Origin of the sequence: Nesterenkonia salmonea (assembly GCF_005771525.1) — a bacterium.
Taxonomy (GTDB): Bacteria; Actinomycetota; Actinomycetes; order Actinomycetales; family Micrococcaceae; genus Nesterenkonia; species Nesterenkonia salmonea.
The window spans coordinates 1-24,761 of record NZ_VAVZ01000012.1 but is presented as its reverse complement, the minus strand read 5'-3'; the positions used below and the strand labels follow the sequence as shown (position 1 = coordinate 24,761).

22 protein-coding genes and 1 pseudogene are annotated in these 24,761 nt (G+C 62.6%); 17 read left to right on the top strand and 6 right to left on the bottom strand.

Going from position 1 to position 24,761, the window contains the following annotated elements:
• Nucleotides 1-84: 84 nt before the first annotated feature.
• Nucleotides 85-177, bottom strand: a pseudogene (locus FEF26_RS16380) (hypothetical protein); the annotation flags it as partial.
• Between the two features lie 438 nt (nucleotides 178-615).
• Nucleotides 616-1,665 carry an XdhC family protein gene (locus FEF26_RS05865; protein ID WP_166432933.1) on the bottom strand — a complete coding sequence of 350 codons (1,050 nt, stop codon included), beginning with the start codon at nucleotides 1,663-1,665 and terminating at the stop codon, nucleotides 616-618.
• Between the two features lie 205 nt (nucleotides 1,666-1,870).
• Between FEF26_RS05865 and FEF26_RS05860 the strand changes: the two genes are divergently transcribed.
• The 5 genes from FEF26_RS05860 to FEF26_RS05840 all read left to right on the top strand — a co-directional run bounded on the left by FEF26_RS05860 (nucleotide 1,871) and on the right by FEF26_RS05840 (nucleotide 6,855).
• Nucleotides 1,871-3,298 (top strand): amidohydrolase family protein, encoded by a 1,428-nt coding sequence (locus FEF26_RS05860; protein WP_208012850.1) that lies wholly within the window; start codon nucleotides 1,871-1,873, stop codon nucleotides 3,296-3,298.
• A gap of 66 nt (nucleotides 3,299-3,364) precedes the next feature.
• Nucleotides 3,365-4,423: an ABC transporter substrate-binding protein gene (locus FEF26_RS05855; protein WP_166432932.1), complete on the top strand. Its 1,059-nt coding sequence runs from the start codon at nucleotides 3,365-3,367 to the stop codon at nucleotides 4,421-4,423.
• Nucleotides 4,420-5,202 carry an ABC transporter ATP-binding protein gene (locus FEF26_RS05850; protein ID WP_138252605.1) on the top strand — a complete coding sequence of 261 codons (783 nt, stop codon included), beginning with the start codon at nucleotides 4,420-4,422 and terminating at the stop codon, nucleotides 5,200-5,202. Before FEF26_RS05855 ends, FEF26_RS05850 begins: the two co-directional genes overlap by 4 nt.
• A complete protein-coding gene (locus FEF26_RS05845; protein WP_138252604.1) occupies nucleotides 5,202-6,062 on the top strand; it encodes an ABC transporter permease in 861 nt (286 codons plus the stop codon). Before FEF26_RS05850 ends, FEF26_RS05845 begins: the two co-directional genes overlap by 1 nt.
• A 1-nt stretch (nucleotide 6,063) precedes the next feature.
• Nucleotides 6,064-6,855: an ABC transporter permease gene (locus FEF26_RS05840; protein ID WP_138252603.1), complete on the top strand. Its 792-nt coding sequence runs from the start codon at nucleotides 6,064-6,066 to the stop codon at nucleotides 6,853-6,855.
• Here FEF26_RS05840 and FEF26_RS05835 read toward each other — a convergent pair whose 3' ends face one another.
• Nucleotides 6,856-7,146 carry a MoaD/ThiS family protein gene (locus FEF26_RS05835; protein ID WP_166432931.1) on the bottom strand — a complete coding sequence of 97 codons (291 nt, stop codon included), beginning with the start codon at nucleotides 7,144-7,146 and terminating at the stop codon, nucleotides 6,856-6,858.
• Between the two features lies 1 nt (nucleotide 7,147).
• Nucleotides 7,148-8,248: a GTP 3',8-cyclase MoaA gene (gene moaA, locus FEF26_RS05830; protein ID WP_138252601.1), complete on the bottom strand. Its 1,101-nt coding sequence runs from the start codon at nucleotides 8,246-8,248 to the stop codon at nucleotides 7,148-7,150.
• Between moaA and FEF26_RS05825 the strand changes: the two genes are divergently transcribed.
• The 3 genes from FEF26_RS05825 to FEF26_RS05815 are packed head-to-tail and all read left to right on the top strand — an operon-like array spanning nucleotide 8,247 to nucleotide 10,497.
• Nucleotides 8,247-9,584 (top strand): molybdopterin molybdotransferase MoeA, encoded by a 1,338-nt coding sequence (locus FEF26_RS05825; protein ID WP_166432930.1) that lies wholly within the window; start codon nucleotides 8,247-8,249, stop codon nucleotides 9,582-9,584. The genes moaA and FEF26_RS05825 overlap by 2 nt on opposite strands.
• Entirely contained in the window at nucleotides 9,581-10,078 is a 498-nt protein-coding gene (gene moaC, locus FEF26_RS05820; protein WP_138252599.1) for a cyclic pyranopterin monophosphate synthase MoaC, read from the top strand. Before FEF26_RS05825 ends, moaC begins: the two co-directional genes overlap by 4 nt.
• Nucleotides 10,075-10,497 (top strand): molybdenum cofactor biosynthesis protein MoaE, encoded by a 423-nt coding sequence (locus FEF26_RS05815; protein WP_138252598.1) that lies wholly within the window; start codon nucleotides 10,075-10,077, stop codon nucleotides 10,495-10,497. Before moaC ends, FEF26_RS05815 begins: the two co-directional genes overlap by 4 nt.
• Before the next feature lie 5 nt (nucleotides 10,498-10,502).
• Here FEF26_RS05815 and FEF26_RS05810 read toward each other — a convergent pair whose 3' ends face one another.
• Nucleotides 10,503-11,402, bottom strand: coding sequence for an SGNH/GDSL hydrolase family protein (locus FEF26_RS05810; protein ID WP_138252597.1), 900 nt, complete (start codon nucleotides 11,400-11,402; stop codon nucleotides 10,503-10,505).
• Nucleotides 11,403-11,519: 117 nt separating this feature from the next.
• On the opposite strand from FEF26_RS05810, the gene FEF26_RS05805 reads away from it, so the two are divergent.
• A complete protein-coding gene (locus FEF26_RS05805) occupies nucleotides 11,520-12,176 on the top strand; it encodes an alpha/beta hydrolase (RefSeq protein ID WP_138252596.1) in 657 nt (218 codons plus the stop codon).
• Between the two features lie 44 nt (nucleotides 12,177-12,220).
• Here FEF26_RS05805 and FEF26_RS05800 read toward each other — a convergent pair whose 3' ends face one another.
• Nucleotides 12,221-12,466: an RNA-binding S4 domain-containing protein gene (locus tag FEF26_RS05800; protein ID WP_138252595.1), complete on the bottom strand. Its 246-nt coding sequence runs from the start codon at nucleotides 12,464-12,466 to the stop codon at nucleotides 12,221-12,223.
• A gap of 40 nt (nucleotides 12,467-12,506) precedes the next feature.
• Here FEF26_RS05800 and FEF26_RS05795 point away from each other — a divergent pair, with 40 nt between their 5' ends.
• The 8 genes from FEF26_RS05795 (at nucleotide 12,507) to FEF26_RS05760 (ending at nucleotide 24,676) form a co-directional block, all read left to right on the top strand.
• Nucleotides 12,507-13,499 carry a DMT family transporter gene (locus FEF26_RS05795; RefSeq protein WP_138252594.1) on the top strand — a complete coding sequence of 331 codons (993 nt, stop codon included), beginning with the start codon at nucleotides 12,507-12,509 and terminating at the stop codon, nucleotides 13,497-13,499.
• Nucleotides 13,500-13,609: 110 nt separating this feature from the next.
• Nucleotides 13,610-14,992: a glycine--tRNA ligase gene (locus FEF26_RS05790; protein WP_138252648.1), complete on the top strand. Its 1,383-nt coding sequence runs from the start codon at nucleotides 13,610-13,612 to the stop codon at nucleotides 14,990-14,992.
• A gap of 66 nt (nucleotides 14,993-15,058) precedes the next feature.
• On the top strand, nucleotides 15,059-16,009 hold the full coding sequence (locus tag FEF26_RS05785) for a GNAT family N-acetyltransferase (protein ID WP_138252593.1): 951 nt from the start codon (nucleotides 15,059-15,061) through the stop codon (nucleotides 16,007-16,009).
• 120 nt (nucleotides 16,010-16,129) lie between these two features.
• Nucleotides 16,130-17,311, top strand: a complete 1,182-nt coding sequence (gene dusB, locus FEF26_RS05780; protein ID WP_138252592.1) for a tRNA dihydrouridine synthase DusB — start codon at nucleotides 16,130-16,132, stop codon at nucleotides 17,309-17,311.
• 10 nt (nucleotides 17,312-17,321) lie between these two features.
• On the top strand, nucleotides 17,322-18,647 hold the full coding sequence (locus FEF26_RS05775) for a deoxyguanosinetriphosphate triphosphohydrolase (protein ID WP_138252591.1): 1,326 nt from the start codon (nucleotides 17,322-17,324) through the stop codon (nucleotides 18,645-18,647).
• 112 nt (nucleotides 18,648-18,759) lie between these two features.
• The gene (locus tag FEF26_RS05770; protein WP_138252590.1) at nucleotides 18,760-22,203 is read left to right on the top strand and encodes a pyruvate carboxylase; all 3,444 of its coding nucleotides are present in this window, start codon (nucleotides 18,760-18,762) and stop codon (nucleotides 22,201-22,203) included.
• A gap of 137 nt (nucleotides 22,204-22,340) precedes the next feature.
• Nucleotides 22,341-24,035: a sensor histidine kinase gene (locus FEF26_RS05765; RefSeq protein WP_138252589.1), complete on the top strand. Its 1,695-nt coding sequence runs from the start codon at nucleotides 22,341-22,343 to the stop codon at nucleotides 24,033-24,035.
• Nucleotides 24,032-24,676 carry a response regulator gene (locus tag FEF26_RS05760; protein WP_138252647.1) on the top strand — a complete coding sequence of 215 codons (645 nt, stop codon included), beginning with the start codon at nucleotides 24,032-24,034 and terminating at the stop codon, nucleotides 24,674-24,676. Before FEF26_RS05765 ends, FEF26_RS05760 begins: the two co-directional genes overlap by 4 nt.
• The last annotated feature ends 85 nt before the right edge of the window (nucleotides 24,677-24,761 follow it).

The window sequence follows — 24,761 nt, the reverse complement described above, 5'->3', positions numbered from 1 at the left end:
CAGGGTTGGCCGGCGCAGATGTGCGGCGGGCACATGGAAGGACCGAATCAGGTCCCCATCCTTGAGTGAAGTCTGTCCATTGCCGGTGACCACCTCCTCCACCGGCACAATGCGGTGCCCTCCGCCGGGAGAGAGGACCAGAGCGGTCGCGCCCATGCCGCATAACCAGGACGTCATAGGTCCCGCAGGCAGAGCGGTGGCCACGTTGCCACCGACGGTGGAGAGATTCCAGACTTTCCAGGNGAGCGGTGGCCACGTTGCCACCGACGGTGGAGAGATTCCAGACTTTCCAGGAGGCGACAAAAGCCTCGGCGGCCGGTTCAATCAGCTGCAGTCCGGGGTACTGGCCGGTGTCCACGCCGCGGCCCCGCAGCGTCGTAGCCGCCTGGTGGAAGCTGGCCACCGTGCAGGTGGCCGCGATCTCCAGACCTGCCCCTTCATGCCACACCAGTGGCTCCCAATCTGCCGCGCTGATATCCAGCAGCCGGCGAGGTTCACCCCGGAAATCCTTACCGTAGGAGTAGAGCACAGTACCCCCGGCCAGCCAGGAGTCACCCGGTTGCCACTGATCCGGATCCCAGGTGCTCAGCTGATGGTCGACACTGGTGATGTCCATCAGCTGCTCACCGCCAAGTCAGTCACCCTCCGCGCCGAGCCAGCCCCGATACGAGCGGGGTGCATGATTGAAGCACTCCTGGTCCGGGAATAATTGATAGGCCCCGCAGTGGTGCTCAAGGAACGGGACTGCCTGGATGAGGGGGCACTGTTCTTGGCGCTGATGAGTTCGGCGAAGATGGACACGGCGCTCTCTGCAGGGGAGGCGGCAGCAATGTCCAACCCGAGCGGGCCATGTATTTTCCCCAGTGCCGAGGCGCTGTGACCGCGTTGAGCCAAGGCAGAACGACGACGCCGTTGGGCGTTGTGTGAGCCCAGCGCACCTATGAAATCAGGACCGGGCTCTGCGCGCAGCAGCGTGTCCAGCACGGGGACGTCAAGTTCAGGCAGGTGGGTCATGACACAAGCGGCCGTCCAGCTTTGGCGAGGGTCGCTGAGCAGGTCGGCTGCGGTGTCGGCTGGGTGGTCGACGGTGAGTTGTGCGCCCTCCGGAACGCGCTGCGGTGTGGCGAAAGCAGGACGATGATCGATCAGCTGGACCCGCCAACCGGCGCCCAGGGCCAGTTGGGCACAGTGCAGTGAGTAGTCCTGAACACCGAAGAGAAGCAGACGGGGAGCTGCCTCACGGTGTTCGACCACGGTCATGGTTTCTCCGCCGAGCACGATTGTCCGGGTGAAGTCAACAGCGTGGTGCGGATCAGCGCCGGAGAGCATGCGGGCGTGCTGAAGTTCGGGCATAGAAGCCAGAGGTTGGATAAGTACGCGGATCTGTCCACCGCAGGTGAGGGGTATTTCACCCAGCAGGTCGCCATCGGGGCCGAAACTCTCCACCCGTGGTGTGCCTTCTGCGATGCTCTGCTGGGCCAATGAAGCCGTGGCTGACTCCACGCAGCCTCCGGAGAGTGACCCCATGACTTCTAAATCCGCCGAGACAGCCATTGATGTTCCTACCGGAACTGGGGTGGATCCGGCCACGGCGACAACAGTGGCCACAGCCCAGCGCTCCGGTTGGTCCAGGCAGCTTTGGTATTCGGTGATCCGGTCCAGCACGGGAGCCTCCTTGCGGCACATCACACAGGGTGATGAAACGTTCGTCTCATCGGCTGAGCCTATCGACGTCTCTGTTACAGCCTTGTGACAAGGCGTCCTTCGAGTCGACGGTTTACGTGGCCGTAATACTGCAGTGAGTGAGACGAAACAAACGTTTCATACCGTGGCGGGGAGTTGATCCCCTATCGAGAAGAGGTACCGGCCTGTGAGCTCCGAGTCCACAGTCGAGACGCTGGTGACCAATGCCTACCTTGTGGTGGAGTCCCGAGGCGCCAGCGCGGAGCAGAAAGCCACCGGCATCACTGATGTGGAAGCTGCTCAGGCTGCTGGGCGCGAGATCGATGGCGGGTGGCTGGCAGTCGCCGAAGGCCGAGTGCACAGTGTGGGCCGGATGGGTGAGCCGATGCCGTCGGCGCAGCGCACGGTGGACGCCGGCGGGCGTGTGCTGACTCCCGGGTTGGTCAACACGCACCACCACATGTACCAAAACCTCACCCGAGCTTACGCTCCGGCGATCAACGGGACCCTCTTTCAATGGTTGACTACCCTCTACCCCAAATGGTCTGTGCTCGATGACGAGTCGGTCTATCTGTCCACATATGTCGCCTGCGCAGAGCTCCTATCCGGAGGCTGCACCACCAGCTCGGACCACATGTACGTCCACCCTCGCCCCAATCTGATCGACGCCCAGATCAGTGCAGTCTCCGATGTGGGCTTCCGGTTCATGGCCAATCGCGGATCCATGACCAGATCCGTGGAGGACGGAGGTCTGCCTCCCAAGGAGGTCGTACAGGACGAGGACACGATCCTTGCCGATTCCGAGCGGCTCATCGGCGCATACCACGACCCCAACCCGGGCGCCATGACACGCGTGGCGTTGGCTCCGTGTTCCATGTTTTCGGTGAGTGAGTCGATTATGAGATCCACCGCCGAACTGGCTGAGAAACACGACGTCAGGCTGCACACTCACCTGGCCGAGGACACCGATGAGGACGCTTACGCCCTGGAGGTATACGGCCGGCGCCCCGTGGAGTACTTCGAGGATTGCGGGTGGGCGACTCCGCGCACCTGGGTCGCCCACTACGTCTACGGGTCGGATGAGGAGAACCGTCGCTTGGCCGCTGCAGGGGTCGGTGCCACTCAATGCCCCAGCTCCAATATGATCATCTGCGGCGACGCAGCAGATGCCAAGTCCCTGCGCGGCATGGGTATGGACGTGGGCATCGGCTGTGACGGCTCCGCCTCAGCTGACTCAGCAGACCTGTGGATGGAAACGCGCACCGCACTGCTGCTGGCCAGACACCGCCACGGGCCTGATGCCTTCACCGCCCGTGAGGCGTTGAACATGGCCACCGAAGGCTCTGCCGCCAACCTGGGGTGGAGTGACGAGATCGGTCACCTGCGCCCGGGAGCCTGCGCTGACCTGGTCATCTGGGAGTCCAGCTGGCTATCCCAAACGGGTGTCCTGACCGACCCCGTGGAGGGTTGGCTGCGGTCCGGCCCCGCCCGAGCCCACTGGGTCTTTGTCCAAGGCAAAGAGCGGCTTTCCCAGGGCGAGCTTCTGCTGGAGCGCCTCAACGACGTCGTCACCGCCCACCGCGCCGCAGCTGCCCACATGCAGGGGGTCTCATGAGAACCCGACGACGAACATCACACCCAGACCACCGTCCCACCGTATTCGCACCCTGAGGAGAACATGATGAGCACCACCACTCACACCACTGGTTCCAAGAAGCTGGCCGCCGCAGTGGCTGTCGCAGCGCTTGCTGTCACAGCCTGCGGTAATGAGGCCAGCGCGGACGACGCCGACGGTGATTTCGGCGATCTTGAGGTCCCACTGTCTTGGATCAAGACCGCAGAATTCGCCGGAAATTACTTCGCAGAAGACAACGGTTACTACGAGGAGGCCGGCTTCGAGTCGGTCAACCTGATCTCCGGAGGACCCTCAGCCACCCCTTCGGCTACCCAGCTGGCCACCGGCACCGGCCTAGCAGCGCTGTCCAACCCGGTGGACACTGGCTCGTTCATCGAGGCTGAGGGTGACGACGTCGACATCAAAATCATCGGTTCGGTCTTCCAGACCAACGCGTTCTCCATCTTCTCCTTGGCTGACAACCCTGCCAGCGAGCCTGATGACCTCACCGAGATGACAGTAGGCGTGGCACCCAACAACGAAGGTGTGTTCTACGCCTTCCTCGACGCCAACGACCTTGACCCTGATGACGTGGAAGTGGTGACCGCCGGAGGTGACGCCTCGGGCCTGATCACCGGTGAATACGATGCCTACATCGGCTACGCCACCAACCAGGCGATTTCAGTAGAACTCGACGGCCACGATCTGGAACATATGATGCTCCACGAAAACGGTCTACCGTTCGCCGCCGGCTCCATCATCACCACTCAGGAGACGATCGACTCAGATCGCGAAACGCTCAAAGCATTCCTCGAAGCTACTATCCGCGGATGGCACGACGCCCTAGAGGATGATGATGAAGCCGCGCGGATCACAGTGGAGGACCACGGCGCGGACCAGGGGCTCGATATGGAGCATCAAGTCGTCACAGCAGAACGTCAGGCTGAGCTGATCGCCGATGAGTGGACTGCCGAACACGGGCTGCTCACCATGAGTGACGAGGCCATCACCGATTCGATCGAGTCGGTCCGCCTTGTCGGCTACGACGTACCCGATGACTTGTTCGACCTCAGCCTTGTGGAAGAGGTCTACGAGGAAAACCCAGATCTGATGGAACACCCATGAGTGAAGGAATCAGCATCAGCTCGTTGAGCAAAACGTTCGGATCGGGCAAAAAACAAGTCACGGCCCTGGAAGACGTCAGCCTCACCACTGAACGCGGCACCCTGCTGTCCCTTCTGGGTCCTTCCGGCTGCGGGAAGTCCACTGTGCTGCGTATGGTGGCCGGACTCGAAGAGCCCAGTGCCGGGACATTGAAAGTCGACGGGAAAACCCCGGAGGAACTGCGCGCCGGCAACGAGCTCGGCATTGCTTTCCAAAACTCGGCACTGCTGCCTTGGCGATCAGTGGAGTCCAATATCAGGCTGCCACTGGAAGTTGCCGGGATCCGGCCCGAGCCAGGGTTGATCGACGGGCTGATTGGGCTGGTCGGGCTCTCCGGATTCGAAAAAGCACGTCCGGCGGAACTCTCCGGCGGTATGCGTCAACGTGTATCCATAGCCCGCGCACTGGTCGTCAAACCCTCAGTCCTGCTGCTGGATGAGCCCTTCGGAGCTCTGGACGATATGACCCGGCAGCGGATGAACCTTGAACTGATGCGCATCCTCGGGGACAAACCAGCCACCACCCTGATGGTCACCCATGGCATCACCGAGGCGATCTTCCTCTCTGATGTAGTCGCAGTCATGAGCGCCCGGCCAGGCCGTGTCAAAGAGGTCTTCGAGGTGGACCTGCCACGTCCCCGAACCCCCGAGCTCCAACGCACCCCCGAGTTCCATGCCCTTGTGGATAAGGCCTCTGACCTGTTGTTCGGTCGCAGTGCGGTGGGGGCAGGAGCCCACTGATGTCCTCACTGACTTCGGCTAATGATGTTGCCGCCACACGGCGCCGCGCCACAGGTGGCTCAGCCAGGAAGTCACTGCAGCTGCCCGGTTGGGTCTCCGGCCTAGTGGGGTTGGCCACGCTTCTGACGGCGTGGTGGCTGGTCGCCGTGCTACGGATCTTCCCCGTCGCGGGTGGCGGTTCGGCAGTGCCCACCCCACTAGAGGTGGTGGCCAGGCTCTTCGAGGACGGAGTCGCGTTCTACTGGCGCAACCTTTCTGTGACACTCACTGAGGCTGGCATTGGGTTTACCGTCGGGAACCTTCTGGCAATCTTCACCGCCGCACTGGTGCTGTTGGCCCCCTGGATGGAGAAGGTCGCCACCCAGTTGGCCGTGATCACCTACTGCCTGCCCCTTGTCGCCATCGGTCCGGTGATCTTCGCAGTAGCAGGAGCACCGCCAATCGGGGAGCCCTCCATGACGGCCAATGTGCTCGCCGGACTCTCTGTCTATTTCGTCACGGTCATCACAACTATTCAGGGGCTGCGCGCGGCAGACCAAGCATGTATCGACGTCATCACTGTGGCCGGGGGCGGCCGACGCAAACAGCTCACCAAGGTGCAGCTCATCACTTCCGTGCCGTACATCCTCACAGCTCTGAAGATCGCCGCGCCAGCAGCCATCCTGGGAGCCATCCTCGGCGAGTACGTCGGGGGAGTGGACCGCGGGCTCGGCCCCGCCATGGTCTCCGCCCAGGAAACTCTCAACGTAGCCCGGCTTTGGGCGCTGGCCCTAGTGGGGGCAGCTGCTGCAGGTGCGGCCTACGCGGTGCTGGCCCTCATTACCCGCTTCGCCACGCCATGGTCCAAGGGAGGCGCCTGAGATGAACATCGCCAAGGCTATCGGTCAACCTCTTCTGAACCTTCTCCTTTCCCTGACAGTGATTGTGACCATCTGGTGGGGAATGCTGTGGGTATTCGACGTCTCGCCGATCATCGGGAAAGGTCCCGACGACATCATCGACTACCTGTTCTTCACCGAAGACGCCGATAAGCACCGTGACGTGGTCTTCGGCGACTTCTGGATCACCATGGCCGACACCTTCATTGGCTTTACCGCAGGTCTGCTGGTGGCCTCGATTGTGGCGATGCTCTTCCAACTGTTCACCAGTTTGGAAGCCGCGCTGATGCCGGTGGCGATGATCTGCCGGTCAGTTCCCCTCGTCGCTATGGCACCCATTGTGGTGCTCATGTTCGGCAGAGACTGGGCGGCGGTCGCTGCGATGGGCACTATTGTGGTGATCTTCCCGGCGCTGGTCACGATCGTGTCTGGTCTGCGCTCTGCACCGGCGACCATGCAGGAAGTCATCCACGTCTACGGCGGAAGCCGCTCCACCCTGCTTCGCAAGGTGATGCTCCCGGCCTCATTGCCCAGCTTCTTCACCGCCACCCGGGTCTCCATCCCTGGCGCGCTGACCGGCGCTCTGCTAGCTGAATGGCTGGCCACCGGTGACGGGATCGGCTATGGGATTGTCCAGGCTGTCAGCCGGACCGACTATGACCGGCTGTGGGCCTCCGTGGTCATTGTCACGCTGGCCTCCCTGCTGCTCTACTCATGCGTGGGTGTGGTGGAGCGCCTGGTTCAGCGCCGCACCGGCATTGGCCTGGCCGCCTGATCAGCCCCCGGCAAAGGGCGGCAGAACATCCACAACGTCGCCACTCGCCACCTGCCCGCGGCTCACCGCTGCTCGGGTGCCGTTGACCAGGAAACTTGACTGGGCACATACCCGCTCAAGGCTGGGGGAATTTCCATGATCTGGAGCGGGAGCAGAGGCAAGAACCGTGTGGTTGAGCTGATCGATCAGATGCTGCAGCGGGATGGGAGACTCAGCAAGGTGGAGCTTCAGTTGATGAGTTCCTGCTGCCTCCGCAGCAGCGGCGTAGAGGCGGACCGTCACAGCGTTCACCTCAGCCTCCGATGGCTGACATTGAGCGGTCTGGGCGTTCAAAGCCGGGGAGGTCGAACCCCGGGCGGTCGGTGCCATGGGCGGCGGGCTTAGCCCACATCGCGTCAGCCCAGCGCTGAGCGATGGCCTGGTCATCGGCCCCGGAACGCAGCAGGTCCATCAGGTCGACCTCTTCGCGTGAGAACAGGCAGCTCATCACTTTGCCCTCGGCGGTGATGCGAGTGCGTGTGCAGGCTGCGCAGAAGGGTTCTGTCACGCTGGCAATAATTCCGACTGTTCCCCGAGCGGCTGTACTGGCGGCGTCGTTCTTATCCCACACCATGAACCGCTCGGCGGGTGCCCCGCCGCGTTCCTCCTCTGAAGGGGTGAGTCGGAATCTGCTCTCCAGCAGTGTGCGGGTCTCAGCGGCGGTGACAGTGGCTTCACGTTCCCAGGTGCGGTCCGCCTCAAGGGGCATCTGCTCAATGAAGCGCAACTCAAACCCTTCAGCGAGCGCCCAGCTGAGCAGCTCCGGTGCCTGATGATCGTTGACTCCGCGCACCAGCACCGCGTTGATTTTCAAAGGTGTCAGCCCTGCAGCGGCTGCCGCAGAGACACCTCTCAGCACTGCATCCAGGGAATCCCTGCGGGTCAGCTGAGCGAAAGTTTCCCGGTGCACAGAGTCCAGAGAGATATTGACTCGAGTCAGCCCCGCCTCGCGCAGCCCTGCGGTCCTGCGCTCCAGCCCAATGGCATTGGTGGTCAGTCCAATGGGCAGCTGCGGGTGATCTTCGCGAATTCCAGCGATAATCTCCTCAAGGTCCTTCCGGACCAACGGCTCTCCGCCGGTCAGCCGCAGCTCCCGGATGCCGAGCTGGTCCACCCCGATGCGCACAATCCGGCGCACTTCCTCCGCCGTGAGCAGCCGCTCCCGGGACAACCAGGGCAGACCCTGGGCGGGCATGCAGTACGTGCAGCGCAGATTGCACTTATCGATCAGGGAAAGGCGCAGGTCGGTGGCGCGCCTGCCGAATCGGTCGAGCAGTCCGGCTGACGGGTCACCGCCCTGTTCGGTCACACCACGGGGCACCGTGGGGATCGGGAGAGCTACCCTTGGACTCATGGCCGCCCATTCTACGTCCCCTACCCCCACAGTCCCTGACCGGGTCAGCGTGGAGGCACATATCCAGCGTCTGCGTCAGGTGTTGGACCCGGCGCTGAGAAGCCGTACAACTGAGACTCTGCTATTGGGTCCGCCGTCAGATCATGGTCTGCAGAGGGTCACGACAGGGCGCATCAGCGCAGCTGAGGTCCGTGCACCGTTGGCGCTTCCTGGGTTCGACAACTCCCAGATGGACGGTTTCGCCCTCCGCTGCGCTGATGTCCCAGAGCAGGAAAAGCCCTTCATGCTGCCCCTTGCCGGAGTTGTCCCGGCCGGCACTGCAGCCCCAGACCTTCCAGTGGGGGAGTGCCTGGCCGTGATGACCGGCGCGCCGATCCCCAATGGAGCAGATGTGGTGATTCCGGTGGAAAAAACCGCCGAAGGATTCGCAGTCCTGGACTCTGCAGCGGCGGGGAGGAAGGTCTCGATCCACTTCACGGACAGCACCGGCAGTGACACCCAGCCCGGGAAGTTCATTCGCCGCGCCGGCTCTGATGTGGCACTCGGCGAGCTGATCCTGCGCCCGCGAGACGTCCTCACCGCAGCCAAGTTGGCCCTCTTAGCGTCTTGCGGTATTGCCCAGGTGGAGGTCCTGCAGCGCGTAAGGACGCTGGTGCTCGCTACCGGCCAAGAGCTGCGCCGCCCCGGCGAACCCCTCGGCGAGGGCCAACTCTACGATGCCAATGCCACTCTGATCCGGGCCGTCTGCGAAGGATTCGGACACACTGTTACCACCGCAGTGATCGCCTCCGACGCTCCCGCTGAGTTCCAATCCGCATTGGACACGCTCATCACCCAGCACCAGCCTCAGCTCATTGTCACCGCCGGTGGCATCAGCGCCGGAGCATATGAGGTGGTCCGTCAGGCGCTCGCCGAACGCGGAGTGCACTTCGGCTCCGTGGCCCAGCAGCCCGGGGGCCCTCAAGGGTGGGGTGTGCTCGAATCCGAGACTGGGCCGGCCGCTCTAGTCGCACTTCCGGGGAATCCCGTGAGCTGCGCGGTGAGCCTGGAGACACTGGTGCGCCCGGCCCTGCACGGTCTGGACCCGGTGTGTCCACCACAGCGGCGCATTCAGGTCACAGCTGGAGAGCACCTCACCTCACCATTGGGAGTGCGCCAGTTCCGCCGCGTAGAGTTGAAAACCCAGGACGACGGCGCCACAACCACTGCTCTGACGATCGGCGGCCCCAGCTCGCATCTGCTCGGGCACCTCGCTCGGGCGCACGCCCTCCTGGAGCTCCGCGAAGACGACACCGAGGTCCCAGTAGGGGCCCAACGAGAGGCGATTCTGCTATGACAGAGCCCGCAGAAGGCACCCACCTCAGCCATGTCCGCCCTGATGGCAGCGCGCATATGGTCGATGTCTCCGGAAAACCCTCCACGGCGCGGACCGCCCGAGCGGTCTCCACCGTGCAGACCAGCCCCGAGGTGACGACTCTGCTGGCGGACAACGGCCTATCCAAGGGAGACGCCCTGGGCACGGCCCGGATCGCCGGAATCATGGCTGCCAAGAAGACCTCGGACCTGGTGCCGCTGTGCCACCCCCTGCCGGTCGCCAAAGTGACAGTGGACCTCACGCCGGACGACCCCGTCCCTGGCACCGTGCGCATCACCGCCGAGGTGAAGACCACCGGACCGACCGGAGTGGAGATGGAAGCACTCACTGCCGCCTCGGTAGCCGCGCTGACGCTCTACGACATGATCAAAGGGGTCGACCGCTCAGCGGTCATCGCCGAGACAAAAGTCGTCTCCAAATCAGGTGGAGCCTCCGGTGAGTGGAACCGCGCATGACGGGCCTGGTGCACGCAGCAATCTCTTCAGACTCGCTCAGCCCGGCACAGGCCGAGGCTGAGGTCTGGTCTCGCGACTGCGGCGGCGTCGTCGTATTTTCTGGAATTGTGCGGGATCACGATGGCGGGAAATCTGTCACAGCACTTAACTACACAGCCCATCCCAGCGCAGAAGAGACCCTGGAGCAGGTATGCCAAAGGCTGGCGATGGCCCACCCCGGGGTTCGATTCTGGGCCGCCCACCGGGTAGGACCACTGCAGATCGGTGACCATGCGCTCGTAGCCGGCTGCGCCTCAGCGCACCGGGCTGAGGCCTTCGCTGCCTGCGCAGAGCTTGTGGAGCAGATTAAGGCCGAGGTGCCCATTTGGAAAGAGCAGCTCTACACCGACGGCACCAAAGACTGGGTGGGCATCGCCTGAGCTGATCAGTCCTGGCCGGGTTCGGCCGGTGTCCCTCCTGGAGGCATCGACCCTTCAAACAGTGGTCCGAAGTCTGGGCGTTTGGCGGTGATGCCGTCCCCGGAGGAGCGGCGCCGCAGCCGGCGGATCACCCATGGGAACAGGTGGTGGCGAGCCCAAATGGCGTCATCCACCCGAGCCTCACGCCAGGTGCGCTCCGAGAGAGGCTGAGGGTCCACGGCGCTCAGCTGATGAGTGACGTTCAGCGTGTCCAACACCATCCGAGCGATGGTGTGATGTCCCAAGGGTGAGAAGTGCAGACGGTCCTCATCCCACATCTCCTTGGCGGTGAGTTCGCGCAGACTCCACATATCGGCCACTACAGCGTCATGGCGTTTGGCGATGGTGCGGACATTCTCATTGAAGATCGCCACCTTTCCGCGGATGGAGCCCATGACAGGGGTGTCGCGGACATCGGGGCCGTTGAACAGAACAATCGTCGCCCCAGTGGTGCTGAGCATCTGCACCATGGTGTCGAGGATCCGGGCAGTCTCATCAGGGTCTGAACCGGGCCGAATCACATCATTTCCGCCAGCGCAGAGGGTGATCAGATCAGGTTTGAGCTCCAGGGCCCGGGCCAGCTGCTCATCGCGGATGTTTTCGATCAGTTTTCCGCGCACCGCGAGGTTCGCGTAGGCGAAGTTCTTGGTGCCGTTGGCCAATTCCTGTGCCGCCCGGTCCGCCCACCCGCGGTGCGACTGGGGGTTTTCCGGGTCAGGGTCACCGATGCCCTCAGTGAAGGAGTCCCCCAGTGCTACGTACCGCAGCCAAGGGTGTTGGACCTCGGCCGGATTCAGACTTTCAAAAGTTTCGGGTTCAGGTGTTTCAGTGCTGTCTTCGTTTCCAGTGTCGTTCACTCTGGTCATTCTCCACCACCGCCCGGGCAACGTCCATCATCCTGTGGGATGACTGTGCGTCCCTCGGGTCACGCCTCGAGCGCTCAGTGGCCGCCGCGTGTCACATCAGATACGTAGGATGTCCCTATGGCTGTTGACTACACGGTGGAATGGACTCGCGGCGAATCCGAACGGGAAGGGACCCCACTGGCGGTGCTGCTGCACGGCCACGGGGCCAATGAGCGCGACCTGCTGGGCATGGTTCCAGGACTGCCTGAGGAATTCACATACGCCTCAGTGCGCGCCCCCGTGTCCATGGGGTTCGGCGCCTACACCTGGTTCGACCTCGATGTTGAGCGGCTCGCCTACTCATCGACCGCTGCGCGACAGGCCGTAGAGGACCTCTGGGAGTGGATTGACTCGGTGCGCGGACAGCACACCTCTGTGACGCTGATCGGCTTCTCCATGGGTATGGCTCTCGGTACCAGCCTGCTGCGGACCAGGCCCGAGGCCTTCCGCGCTGCCGTGGGGCTTTCGGGCTTCGCGGTGGACCCCGAACGTGGAGAGGGCATGAAAGCCTACTTCGACGACGACGCCCTCGCTGCGGCCAAACTGCCGTTCTTCTGGGGGCGGGACCAAGAGGACCCGATCATCCCGCAGGAAATGGTCGACTACACCCACACATGGGCCAACTCGACTCTCAAACTCACGAAAGTCCTCTACGCGGGGGCGGGACACGGCGTCGTGCCGCAAGAGATCTCCCACGTCAACGAGTTCCTCAGGATGACCGCGCTGCGCAGCTGAGCCGGCGCGACGGTTCGCTGCGGGGCTGAGGCTGCGGGGCTGTCTCAGCTCTCAGCAATCACACTGAGCACCGCGCCGGGCAGGCCATAGTCCTCGCCGTTGAACTGGACTGTCTGACCAGGCCTGATCTGCGCACCGCGGCGCATCTCCACTTCCCCATCGACCAGGACTGCCCCTTCGGAAATCAGGTCGCGGGCCACGACGCCGTTCTCCACCACCCCAGCCAGTTTCAACAGCTGACCAAGTCTGATCATCTGGTCCCGGATCGGCACCTCAATGCTTTCGCTCATGGTTCCATCCTTCCACGACACCCGGTTTACGCTTGGGTCCATGACCTCTGAGAGCTCCAACGATCCGCCGGCACGGTCACCCGTGGTGTGGGTCGGTCTGCTGCTGGTAATGATTGTTGCGGGCATGGCCATACCGGGGCAGGGCCGAGTCAATGCCGAACTCTCCGCCGAGACCGGGGACCCGTTCTTCGCGGCGTTCCTTAGTTTCTTCATCGGGTTCGTGGTGATGTGCCTCATCGCGTTCCTCACACCAGCTGGGCGGCGCACCATGGCGCGTGTGCGGCCGGCCATGAGAAGCGGTGCCGTGAAGTGGTGGTACCTGCTGGCAGGGTGTGTCGGCGGTTACTTTGTGCTCACGCAGACGCTGACCATCGGCATGATCGGTGTCGCAGTGTTTACGGTGGCGGTCGTGACGGGACAAACTGTCGGCGGTCTGCTCTGGGACCGAGTCGGACTGGGACCGGGAGGCCGCAAACACATCACCCCAATGCGTTTCCTCGGCGCAGCCCTGACGGTCATCGCGGTCGCCTGGGCGGTGTCGCCCCAACTTGTGGGGACAGACAGAGAACTGGTGTGGCTGCTGCTGGTGATCCTGCCGTTCTCCGGAGGTTTCCTCAACGCCGGACAGCAAGCACTCAATGGCCGCCAATCAGCCGCGTACCGGAGCCCCATCCCCGCAACGTTCTTCAACTTCCTGGCAGGATCCGCTCTGCTGCTGATCGTGTGGTGCGTCAAACTCCTGATGGACGGCGGTATTCCGGGACACTTGCCCACCACGTGGTGGTACTACATCGGTGGTCCCCTGGGCATTGTCTTCATTGCGGGCGGTGCCCTGCTGGTGACGCAGGTCGGGGTTCTGATTGCCGCCATGGGCATGATTGCCGGACAGCTCATCGGGTCCCTGGTTCTGGATCTGGTGGTGCCAGCACCTGGTTCAGTGGTGACCACAGCGACAGTGCTGGGTACGGCTATGACACTCGTCGCCGTCGTCGTCGCCTCCCTTCCAGACATGATGCGCGGCAGAGGCAGGTAAAAACGCACCCTTTTGGCGCGTATCAGCGGTAAGCTGGCCTGCGTCGTCCTGACCACATGACCCTCAGAGTCCTGAGGCCACAGCTCAACAACGAGGAGTTCCTCACCACCATGGCCAAAGAGTCCACGCTCGACAAAGTCACCAACCTGGCCAAGCGCCGCGGATTCGTCTTCCAATCTGGCGAGATCTACGGCGGCTCACGCTCCGCGTGGGACTACGGTCCACTGGGCACAGAGCTGAAGGAGAACATCAAGGCCGAATGGTGGCAGACCTTCGTGCGGGGTCGTGGTGACATGGTGGGACTGGATTCAGCGATCATCCTTCCGGCGGCAGTCTGGAAAGCCTCCGGACACGTGGAGACTTTCACCGATCCGCTGGTCGAATCTCTGCACACGCACCGGCGCTACCGTGCCGATCACCTCATCGAAGCCTATGAGGCTAAGCACGGTCACCCGCCGGAGAACGGCCTGGCCGATATTCGTGACCCTGAGACGGGCCAGCCCGGGAAGTGGACCGAACCCCAGCAGTTCTCGGGACTGATGAAGACCTATCTGGGACCGGTGGACAACCAGGAAGGGCTGCACTACCTGCGCCCTGAGACCGCCCAGGGCATTTTTGTGAACTTCGCCAATGTGGTGACCTCAGCGCGCCGGAAGCCGCCGTTCGGCATCGGCCAGATCGGCAAGGCGTTCCGCAACGAGATCACCCCCGGCAACTTCATCTTCCGCACCCGTGAGTTTGAGCAGATGGAGATCGAGTACTTTGTGCCCCCTGAGAAGGCTGGCGAATGGTTTGACCAGTGGGTTGAAGCGTGCGAGGCATGGTTCACCGACCTGGGCCTGAACCCGGAGAACCTCCGTCGGTTCGACGTCCCTGAAGACGAACGCGCCCACTACTCAGCCAGCACAATCGACTTAGAGTACCGGTTCGGGTTCCAGGGCTCGGAATGGGGCGAGCTGATGGGCATCGCCAACCGCACCGACTATGACCTGGGAACTCACATCAAGAACTCCGGCAAGGAGCTCAGCTACTTCGACCAGGCCAGCGGCGAACGCTACGTGCCTTATGTGATCGAGCCCAGCTTCGGGCTGACCCGGTCCATGATGGCGTTCCTCGTGGACGCCTATACAGAGGACGAGGCCCCCAACACCAAGGGTGGCACCGATGTGCGCACCGTGTTGAAACTGCACCCCAAACTGGCGCCGGTGAAGGCGGCCGTGCTTCCGCTGTCCAAAAAGTCAGAGCTCGCCGGACCCGCCCAGCAGCTTGCCGATTCACTGCGCAGGCACTGGAACATCGACTACGACGACTCCGGGGCGATTGGCCGCCGCTACCGCCGACAGGACGAGATCGGCACTCCGTTCTGCATCACGGTGGACTTCGACACCCTAGAGGATCAGGCTGTGACCATCCGTGATCGGGACCTGATGACACAGGAGCGCGTGGCACTGGATCAGGTCCAGCGTTACCTCGCGGAAAAGCTTTTGGGTTGATCGGTTCTGATGTCACTGACAGAAGCGCTTTGCGTGGACGCTATATCGGGTTTACGCTAGCTGGCGATGTTGCCGAACGCGCCCTCGGGCCAGCCCACTCTGACTCTCGACTCAGGCCTCACCGTTCGGCCTTGGGTCGAGGGGGATGATCTCAAGCTCCTGGAAGTATGGGGCGACCCTGAGAATCCGATGCACCACAGGGACCGCAGCCTGTTGCGGCCCTCCGCCAATGAACCCTGGTCACGCTGCATCGTGGCTGAGGACAATGGCATTCCGCTGGCCGCAGCCACGATTTTCCGCTCCTCCCTGCACCCGGATCGGCTCTCCTTCTACGCGGAAGTCGCTCCTGACTACCGGCGTAGGGGAGTGGCGGCGCAGATGCTGCAGATCCTTGAGGCTGAGATCCCCAACTGTGAGGTTCAGAGTCTCAAAGCGCGCTGCGCCAAAGGCTCCGCCGCGCAGTGCTTCCTGAAGGACAACGGCTTCCGCAAGGTCCAGCATTCACGCGAGGTCATCGTTCAGCCAGGCAGCTTGCCTGTGCCGGATGTGGAGAACCTGGCCATCGACCTGGAGGAGATCGCCACTGGCTCGGTGGAGCTGACCCAGGTGGTCACCGACTTCTACAATGCCGTCCACGGGTGGGACCGCGCTGAGATGACGATTGGCCGGGCCCAGCAGATGCTGCTGTCACCGGAGTCTGGTGCCACGGGCGCCGTCGTCCTGCGGTCCACCGCTGATGAGAACGCCAAACCGATTCTGGCTTTCGCCATCAGCTACACCCCCGAACGCACCGACGACCCCGCTGACGTGCTGCTGGGCTGGGACCCCAGCCTGGGTGACGGCCAAGCCGAGCATGTGGTCCGGCAACTGCTGGGACTGGTGGCGGCGCGCTTCCCGGTCTCAGTGGAGGTCGACGACTCCATGGTTCCGCTGAAGCGGGTCACCGATGAGCTCGCCGCGGATGACGAGGCTGAGGTCGACTTCGAAGCGCTCATCTACGCCCGGGACGCCAACTAATCCTGCCCACCCCCGGTTTACCCCGCCTTAGTTGTTTTACCCGATGCTTTAGAGGCAGGTCATTTCACTAAGGCAGGGTCAAGTGGTGCCGTGGTTTGACCAGATACGGACAATAGAAACGTGACAGAAACTCTCGACAACCCTACGGGTACCGCCCTGCTGCCGCCGCTTCAGCTGGGGCCGATCACCGTGAAGACGCCCGTTGTGCTCGCGCCGATGGCCGGCATCACCAACACAGCCTTCCGCCGGCTGTGCCGCGAGTACGGCGGCGGACTCTATGTCAATGAGATGGTCACCGCCCGCGCCCTGGTGGAGCGCCGACCAGAATCGTTGCGCATCATCAAGCATGAGCCCGATGAGGTTCCCCGGTCGGTGCAGCTCTACTCGGTCGACCCCGTCACGACCGGGCACGCAGTCCGGATGCTGGTCGAAGAGGACCGCGCAGACCACATCGACCTCAACTTCGGCTGCCCCGTCCCGAAAGTCACTCGCAAGGGCGGCGGTTCAGCGCTGCCGTGGAAGATCCGACTGTTCGAATCCATCGTCGCCACCGCGGTCCGCGAGGCATCCCATGCCGATATCCCGGTCACCGTTAAAATGCGCAAAGGGATCGACGAGGACCACCTCACCTTCATCGAAGCAGGCCGAGTCGCCCGCGACTCCGGTGTGGCAGCAGTCGCCCTGCATGGACGCACAGCACGCCAGCACTACTCCGGCCAAGCCGACTGGGACGCCATCAAGCACCTCCGCGACTCCCTGCCCGATCTCCCCGTGCTCGGCAACGGAGACATCTGGAGTGCTGAGGATGCGGTGCGCATGATCGAGCAGACCGGGGTCGACGGCGTGGTCGTGGGAAGAGGATGCCAAGGCCGACCATGGTTGTTCGGCGATCTGCAGGCCGCGTTTGAGGGTCGCGATGACAGGTACCAGCCAGGCGTTGAGATGGTCTGCCGGACCCTGATGCACCACGCCCAACTGCTCATCCCATACTTCGACGGCGACGAGCGCAAAGCCATGCAGGACATCCGCAAGCATGTGGCCTGGTACTTCAAGGGGTACCCGGTGGGATCAGCGCTGCGCACGCAGCTGGTCACTGTGGAATCGCTGCAGCAGCTTCAGGATCTGCTCGGTGAGCTAGATCAGAGCCTCGGCTACCCGGGCCAGGCGGCCGAGGGACCACGCGGCCGTGCCGGATCCGCCAAGAAGGTGCATCTGCCCGAAGACTGGCTCGCCTCCCAGGAGCTGAACGCGGACCAGCAGGAGATGATTCAGGCCGCCGAGGTAGACATCTCCGGAGGATAGGCTTGACGTCATGAGCGTACGGAATGTTGAGCGTATCGAGGGGCAGTATTCGGCCCTAGCCCCGGGGTACACCGAAGCGGATGAGGACCGCTGGGTGCCCGAACATGGCAAGTCGGCCTACCGCTCCAGCTTCGAACGTGACCGTGCGCGCCTGCTGCATTCCTCCGCTCTACGCAGGCTGGGAGCAAAGACCCAGGTGGTCTCACCCAGCAGTGACGACTTCTCCCGCACCCGGCTGACGCACTCGCTGGAGGTTGCCCAGGTGGGGCGCGAACTGGGCCGCATGCTCGGTTGCGACCCGGACGTAGTGGATGCCGCTTGCCTCTCCCACGACCTCGGGCATCCGCCTTTCGGACACCATGGGGAAAAAGTGCTCAACGAGCTTGCCGCACACATCGGCGGATTCGAGGGCAATGCCCAGACCCTGCGCATCCTCTGCCGCTTAGAGACCAAACGGTTTCATCCGGACGGTCGGTCCGCTGGGCTGAACCTCACGCGGGCGAGCCTGGATGCTGCGGTGAAGTACCCGTGGCGTGCGCATGAGGCGCCGCTGACCCCTGATGGAACCCGTAGCCAGAAGTTCGGTGCCTATGAAGACGATCTAGAAGCGTTCACCTGGATGCGCGCAGGGGTAGAGGGCACCCGCAAATCCATGGAGGCGCAGGTGATGGATGCAGCCGATGACATTGCCTATTCCGTCCATGATGTGGAGGACGGCATCGTCAACGGCCGCTTTCAGCTGAAGTTTCTGCAGGACAGCGTCCAACGGGCCAGAGTCATCCAAACCGCTCAGGAGTGGTACCTCCCGGAGACCCCGGAGGATCAGGTCGACGCCGCGATCGCCAGGTTGGAAGCCAGCGAGAACTGGGTGCGGGAGTCGGATGGTTCTCGGCGTGCGTTGGCAGCGCTGAAGAACATGACCTCTGAGTTGATCGGACGGTTCTGTCACGACTTCTGGTCAGCCACCCGCAGCGCGCACGGGGAGAAACCACTGGTCAGGCATGAGGCGGACCTGGTGATCCCGCAGCAGACCCTGGAAGAGATCTGCGTCATGAAGGGGATCGCTGCGCACTACATCATGGCCTCCCGGGAGCAGCTGCCGGTGTACAAGCGGCAGTCTGATGTCCTGCAGGCACTTCACGGACTCCTGATGGAGACGGGCGACCAGTTCCTAGAGCCGCCTTTTCAGGCGGATTTTCGCTCCGCGGACGACGACGCCGGCAGACACCGTGCCATCATCGACCAGATCGCCTCCCTCACCGATGGAGCCTGTCTGGAGTGGTATGCCACCCTGGTCAGAGGTCAGCCGGTGACCAACGCCCTGTTCGCCTCATGAGCGGCGCAGCGGCGTCGTCGTTTCCTGGTCGAAACATGGCGCAGGGTAGTGTTGGCTTCGGTTGCCACAACGGGGTGGTGACTCTTAACGCAACCTCGGAAGGCATTGATTGATGTTTTCGAAAATTCTGGTGGCCAACCGCGGCGAGATCGCCATTCGTGGACTTCGCGCGGGCGTGGAGCTGGGTGCCCGCACGGTGGCGGTCTATCCGCATGAGGACCGCAACTCACTGCACCGGCAGAAGGCCGACGAATCCTACAGAATCGGTGAAGAGGGCCACCCGGTCCGTGCGTATCTGGATGTGGATGAGATCATCCGCGTCGCGCAGCATGCAGGCGCCGAGGCCATCTATCCCGGATACGGTTTCCTCTCTGAGAACCCCGAGCTTGCTCGCGCAGCGGAGAAGGCAGGCATCACTTTTGTTGGTCCGCCGGTCAGTGTGTTGGAGTCCACTGGGGATAAAGTCAAAGCGCTCAGGGCGGCGAAGGCCGCCGGAATCCCAGTGTTGGAGAGTTCAGACCCGTCGAGAGATGTTGACGAACTCACCGCTGAGGCCGAGCGGATCGGTTTCCCGGTCTTCGTCAAGGCAGTTGCCGGCGGCGGTGGACGCGGTATGCGACGCGTGGAGCGCAGCGAGGACCTGGCCGACGCGCTGAAGGCTGCGATGCATGAGGCCGACACCGCTTTCGGCAACCCCACAGTCTTCATCGAGATGGCGGTGGAACGGCCCCGGCATATTGAGGTTCAGATCCTCGCAGATGATGAGGGGAATGTGGTCCACCTCTTTGAACGTGACTGTTCGCTGCAGCGCCGGCACCAGAAAGTAGTCGAGATTGCCCCGGCCCCGAACCTGGATGAGGATGTCCGGCAGGCACTGCACCGTGATGCCGTGGCGTTCGCCAAGGCCATGAACTACCGAAACGCCGGCACTGTGGAGTTCCTCCTGGAGACCGCCGGTGAACGGGCCGGCCAGCACGTGTTCATTGAGATGAACCCCCGCATTCAGGTAGAACACACCGTCACCGAAGAAATCACCGATATAGATCTGGTGGCCTCTCAGATACGCATCGCCGCAGGAGAGTCCTTGGAGGATTTGGGGATCCGGCAGGAGGATCTGCGGGTGCGCGGCTCGGCACTGCAGTGCCGGATTACCACCGAGGACCCAGCCAATGGTTTCCGGCCCGATGTCGGCACCATCACGGCCTACCGATCCGCCGGTGGTTCTGGGATCCGGCTTGATGGTGGCACCGCCTATGCCGGCGCAGAGATCAGCCCGCATTTCGATTCGATGCTGGTCAAACTCACCTGCCGGGGACGGGACTACCTCACAGCAGTGGCTCGTTCGCGCCGCGCCCTGGCCGAATTCAGGATCCGCGGCGTGGCGACCAATATTCCGTTCCTGCTCAATGTGCTCAGCTCTGAGGAGTTCTTGGCCGGCGACACCGCCACTGACTTTATCGACAAGCACCCGGAGCTGGCCACAGCCAACCGGTCACTGGACCGCGGGTCGAAGGCCCTGCAGTACCTATCTGATATCACCGTCAATCAGCCTCATGGTCCCCGGGTCCAGGGCCTTGACCCCCGTGACAAGCTGCCGAAGTTCCCCGGGGATAAACGGGACGAACCTGACCGGTCACCCTTTGACGGACCATCCCAGCATTCCAAGCCTGCCGGGTGGCGGAATGTGCTGCTGGATGAGGGCCCTGAAGGTTTCGCCAAAACTCTCCGCCAGTCCACGGCTTTGGCGGTCACTGACACCACTTTCCGTGACGCCCACCAGTCACTGTTGGCCACGCGGGTGCGTACCCGTGACCTGTTGGCTGCAGCCCCGGCAGTCGCCCATGTGACACCTGGTCTGTTCTCAGCGGAAGTCTGGGGCGGGGCGACCTACGATGTTGCGCTGCGCTTCCTCTCCGAAGACCCCTGGGGCCGGTTGGCCTGGCTGCGCGATGAGATGCCGAACATACCCCTGCAGATGCTGCTGCGCGGGCGCAACACGGTCGGGTACACGCCCTACCCGTTGAAGGTCACTGAGGCGTTCGTCGAAGAGGCCGCCGCCACGGGTGTGGACATCTTCCGGATCTTTGATGCGCTCAATGACGTCAACCAGGTCATACCTGCCATCGAGGCGGTGCGCGGCACCGGAACCGCGGTGGCTGAGGCTGCCCTGTGCTACACCGGCAACCTTGCCGATCCTCAGGAGAACCTCTACACGCTGGAGTACTATCTCAAGCTAGCCCGGCGGATGGTTGATGCAGGTGCGCATATCCTCGCGATCAAGGACATGGCCGGCCTGCTGCGCCCGCAAGCAGCGAGGACCCTGGTCACGGCGCTCCGGGAGGAGTTCGACCTGCCGGTGCACCTGCACACCCATGACACCGCTGGCGGACAGTTGGCCACACTGCTGGCTGCCGCAGAAGCCGGAGTCGACGCCGTGGATGTGGCGACAGCCTCCATGGCATCGACCACCTCCCAACCGCCAGCCTCGGCGCTGGTGGCAGCGCTGGAGAACACTGAGCGTGACACCGGTTTGGGTCTGGATGCCGTGGCGTCACTGGAGCCTTACTGGGAGGCGGTTCGCGGCATCTACGCGCCGTTCGAGTCCGGTCTGCCCGGGCCCACTGGGCGCGTGTATCGGCACGAGATCCCTGGAGGGCAGCTTTCCAATCTGCGCCAACAGGCGATCGCACTCGGGCTGGGTGAGCGCTTCGAGCAGATCGAGGACATGTACTTCGCGGCGGATAAGATGCTCGGCAGGCTGGTCAAGGTCACCCCGAGCTCCAAGGTAGTTGGTGACCTTGCCCTGCAGCTGGTGGGTCTTGGTGCCGATCCTGCGGAGTTTGAGCAGAGTCCCGGTGAATACGATCTCCCCGACTCTGTCATTCAGTTCCTGGCGGGCCAGTTGGGCGACCCTCCAGGAGGGTGGCCGGAGCCCTTCCGCAGCAAAGCGTTGGAGGGTCGGACGGTCAAACCACTGGCAGAGGATCTCTCCGAGGACGACGCCGCCGCACTGGACTCAGACTCCGCTACACGCCGCACTGCGCTGAACAGGCTGCTCTTCCCCGGGCCTGCCGCGGACTTTGAGGCGGCGCGTGAGAAATACGGAGATGTCCACGTGCTGCACACCCGTGACTATCTCTATGGGATGACTCCGGGGCACGAACATGTGATCTCGCTGGGCAAGGGGGTCCGGCTGCTGGTGACCCTGCAGACCATTTCCGAACCTGATGAGAAGGGCATGCGCACAGTGATGTGCACACTCAATGGCCAGGCTCGTCAGGTGATGGTCAGAGACGAGTCTGTGGAGTCAAAGGTGGTTGCTGCGGAGAAGGCTGATCCCAGCAATCCGACCCATGTTGCGGCACCATTCGCAGGGGCAGTGTCAGTCCAGGTAGCGGAAGGAGATGTGGTGGAGGCCGGCCAGACGATCGCCAGTATTGAGGCGATGAAGATGGAGTCCGGCATTACAGCTCACTCGACCGGCACGGTCGCACGGCTCGCGGTGAGCGGTGTTCAGCAGGTTGACGGCGGGGACCTCATCCTCGTCCTGGAGTGAAGGAAGGGGCGCCCGAAGAATAGGGTAATTGGCGTTTTTAACCTCAAGGGCTGTCAATACTAAAGGGCCGGGGGAGAAGGTTCTTTACTTTTCTGCCATCGTGTAAGCTGAAAATCAGTTAGCGAGGTGGCGAGGCCGTGTGTGTCGATGATTTTCCGTCTTCAGAATCAGCCACTGGCGCTCAGCGTGCTGAATCGTACGTCTCAGCGGCCCGGCGTCGCCGGTTCCTCACGGAGTCTCGGGGGCTGCGAGCCCTTCTCAAAGCGAGCCAATTCGTCACAGAGGAACTCGACCTAGAGGATGTGCTGCGCAGCATCGTCGAGTCAGCCATTACTCTCGTCGACGCACAGTATGGAGCCATCGGCGTGATGGACCCCGACGGGCACCTGGATCGGTTCATACCTGTAGGCATGCCTGCTGACGTGGTGGAGAAGATTGGGTTCCCGCCACAGGGGCGTGGAGTTCTTGAAGTCGTGAATGAGCGCACCAGTCCAACTCGGCTAGATGACCTCACTGCCCATCCCCGCGCGGTTGGATTTCCCGAGCATCATCCGACGATGCGGACATTTCTCGGCGTCCCTATCACGATCGGTGGACAACACTTCGGAAATCTCTACCTCACCAACCGGTCCCGTGGAGTATTCACTGAAGATGATGAGGATCTGGTCACGGCACTGGCGGCGGCAGCATCCACAGCAATTAGTAACGCGCGACTCTACGATCAGGCTCAGCGCGCACAGCGTGTCAGTGCTGCAGTGGGTTCCGTCACGGCAGCACTCCTGGAGTCCGCGCAGAACGATGTCTTCGGTGTCCTCGCCGCCCAAGCGGCGGAGCTGACGGACGCTGACCTTACTTACATCGTTCTATCAAGGGCTCGCGGAACCAGGGCACATGTTGCTGCCGCTTACGGAGAGCGAGCGTCAGCAATCCAGGGGACTTTTCTTCACACCACCGATTCGGTCCTGACTCGCGCTCTTGCAGGAGAGCAGGGCCTGACTCAGGTGGATTCGACGGATGAGCCGCTGTTAAAGGGCAAGGGGCTGAACGGTTCAACTATCGCCGTACCTCTTGTCGTCTCGGGTGCGGCGGTTGGGGCCCTTGGTGTCACACGCGGAGGCCAACACGCTCCATTCACCCCCGGGGATCTCGGAATGGTCTCGGATTTCGCCGCCCAAGCAGGCAGGGCAGTAGCCCTCGCGCAGGCACGGATAGGCCGGCAGAGGCTTGAAGTCACCGCGGACCGTGAACGCACTGCTCGAGACCTTCACGACCATGTGATCCAACGACTGTTCGGCACAGGCCTAGGGCTGCAGGCCCTTGCAGGCTCTGTCCCCTCATATGCCGATGTGCTGGAAGAACATGTCTCAGCAATTGATGCAGCGATAGTCGACATTCGCTCGGCCATCTTCACGCTCACCGCCCGACGCCCATCTCAAGCCTCGCGCTATCGAATCCTCGATGCCGTCACGGAACTCGGGCAGCAGCTCCCAGCCTCACCACGCGTCACTCTGACCGGACCCATCGATCTCATGATCACCGGACAGCTTGTGGAAGATGTCGTAGCTGTCATCCGAGAAGCTCTGGCCAATGTGGTCCGTCATGCTGATGCAGAGACTGTCGAAGTTGCCGTCGTTGCCACAGAGACGGACATCACTGTCACTGTGAGCGACGACGGTATAGGAGTTCCAGACCGCCCAGCGCACTCCCGTGGTGTGGCTAACCTCAGCGAGCGGGCTGCGGCACATGGCGGCACGTTTGATCTCGAACCCCTCTCATCAGGAGGTAGTCGTGCCCGATGGCATGCACCCCTCAGCTCGGAGTTGAACGAATGATACGAGTCTTTCTCGTCGAAGACCATGAGGTTGTTCGACGCGGCGTCGCGCAGGTGATCAGCGCTGACCCCGAATTGGAAGTTGTAGGCGAGTCGGCGTCCGTCCGGGGAACACTCGACCGGGTCGCTGTGACCGCACCGAACGTCGTGGTGCTGGACGTGCGCCTCCCTGACGGCAATGGAATCGACCTATGCCGCAGCATCCTGTCGGCTCATAACGATATTCGCTGCCTGATCCTCACCGCCTACGATGATGACGCATCGAGCATGGCTGCGGTTCTGGCGGGAGCTTCGGGGTACGTGCTGAAAGATGTTCAGGGTAGGCACCTTCTGGACAAGATCCACAGGGTTGCTCAGGGGGAAAGCTTGGTCACGGAAGACCTTGCGCGGAGGGTGCACCTATCCATTACGTCACCGCACGGTGAGCCGAACCCTGTGGTCAGCCTCACTAGGCGTGAATCACAAGTTCTCGAGTTGATCACTGAAGGGCTGACGAACAAACAGATTGGGTCCCGACTGAATCTGGCAGAGAAAACTGTGAAGAACTACGTTTCTGCCTTGCTGACAAAACTGGGCATGCAGCGCCGCACGCAAATAGCCGCCTATGGCGCCACCGCGAAAGGCAACGTCACCAAGAACTAGCTTCTCGAACGGAACCGGTGTCAACGACGGTCGAAAACTGGACACTTATCGACGTTTGAAAACTGAACACTTTTGGTTGGTTACG

What these genes read in the sequence shown, in the direction of transcription:
- FEF26_RS05795 (WP_138252594.1), top strand. Translation starts at nt 12,507, where the DNA reads ATGACCTCTGAGAGCTCCAACGATCCGCCGGCACGGTCACCCGTGGTG.
- FEF26_RS05815 (WP_138252598.1), top strand. Translation starts at nt 10,075, where the DNA reads ATGACGGGCCTGGTGCACGCAGCAATCTCTTCAGACTCGCTCAGCCCG.
- FEF26_RS05760 (WP_138252647.1), top strand. Translation starts at nt 24,032, where the DNA reads ATGATACGAGTCTTTCTCGTCGAAGACCATGAGGTTGTTCGACGCGGC.
- FEF26_RS05785 (WP_138252593.1), top strand. Translation starts at nt 15,059, where the DNA reads ATGTTGCCGAACGCGCCCTCGGGCCAGCCCACTCTGACTCTCGACTCA.
- FEF26_RS05855 (WP_166432932.1), top strand. Translation starts at nt 3,365, where the DNA reads ATGAGCACCACCACTCACACCACTGGTTCCAAGAAGCTGGCCGCCGCA.
- FEF26_RS05825 (WP_166432930.1), top strand. Translation starts at nt 8,247, where the DNA reads ATGGCCGCCCATTCTACGTCCCCTACCCCCACAGTCCCTGACCGGGTC.
- FEF26_RS05805 (WP_138252596.1), top strand. Translation starts at nt 11,520, where the DNA reads ATGGCTGTTGACTACACGGTGGAATGGACTCGCGGCGAATCCGAACGG.
- FEF26_RS05770 (WP_138252590.1), top strand. Translation starts at nt 18,760, where the DNA reads ATGTTTTCGAAAATTCTGGTGGCCAACCGCGGCGAGATCGCCATTCGT.
- moaA (WP_138252601.1), bottom strand. Translation starts at nt 8,248, where the DNA reads ATGAGTCCAAGGGTAGCTCTCCCGATCCCCACGGTGCCCCGTGGTGTG.
- FEF26_RS05840 (WP_138252603.1), top strand. Translation starts at nt 6,064, where the DNA reads ATGAACATCGCCAAGGCTATCGGTCAACCTCTTCTGAACCTTCTCCTT.
- FEF26_RS05800 (WP_138252595.1), bottom strand. Translation starts at nt 12,466, where the DNA reads ATGAGCGAAAGCATTGAGGTGCCGATCCGGGACCAGATGATCAGACTT.
- FEF26_RS05845 (WP_138252604.1), top strand. Translation starts at nt 5,202, where the DNA reads ATGTCCTCACTGACTTCGGCTAATGATGTTGCCGCCACACGGCGCCGC.
- FEF26_RS05790 (WP_138252648.1), top strand. Translation starts at nt 13,610, where the DNA reads ATGGCCAAAGAGTCCACGCTCGACAAAGTCACCAACCTGGCCAAGCGC.
- FEF26_RS05850 (WP_138252605.1), top strand. Translation starts at nt 4,420, where the DNA reads ATGAGTGAAGGAATCAGCATCAGCTCGTTGAGCAAAACGTTCGGATCG.
- FEF26_RS05810 (WP_138252597.1), bottom strand. Translation starts at nt 11,402, where the DNA reads ATGACCAGAGTGAACGACACTGGAAACGAAGACAGCACTGAAACACCT.
- FEF26_RS05775 (WP_138252591.1), top strand. Translation starts at nt 17,322, where the DNA reads ATGAGCGTACGGAATGTTGAGCGTATCGAGGGGCAGTATTCGGCCCTA.
- moaC (WP_138252599.1), top strand. Translation starts at nt 9,581, where the DNA reads ATGACAGAGCCCGCAGAAGGCACCCACCTCAGCCATGTCCGCCCTGAT.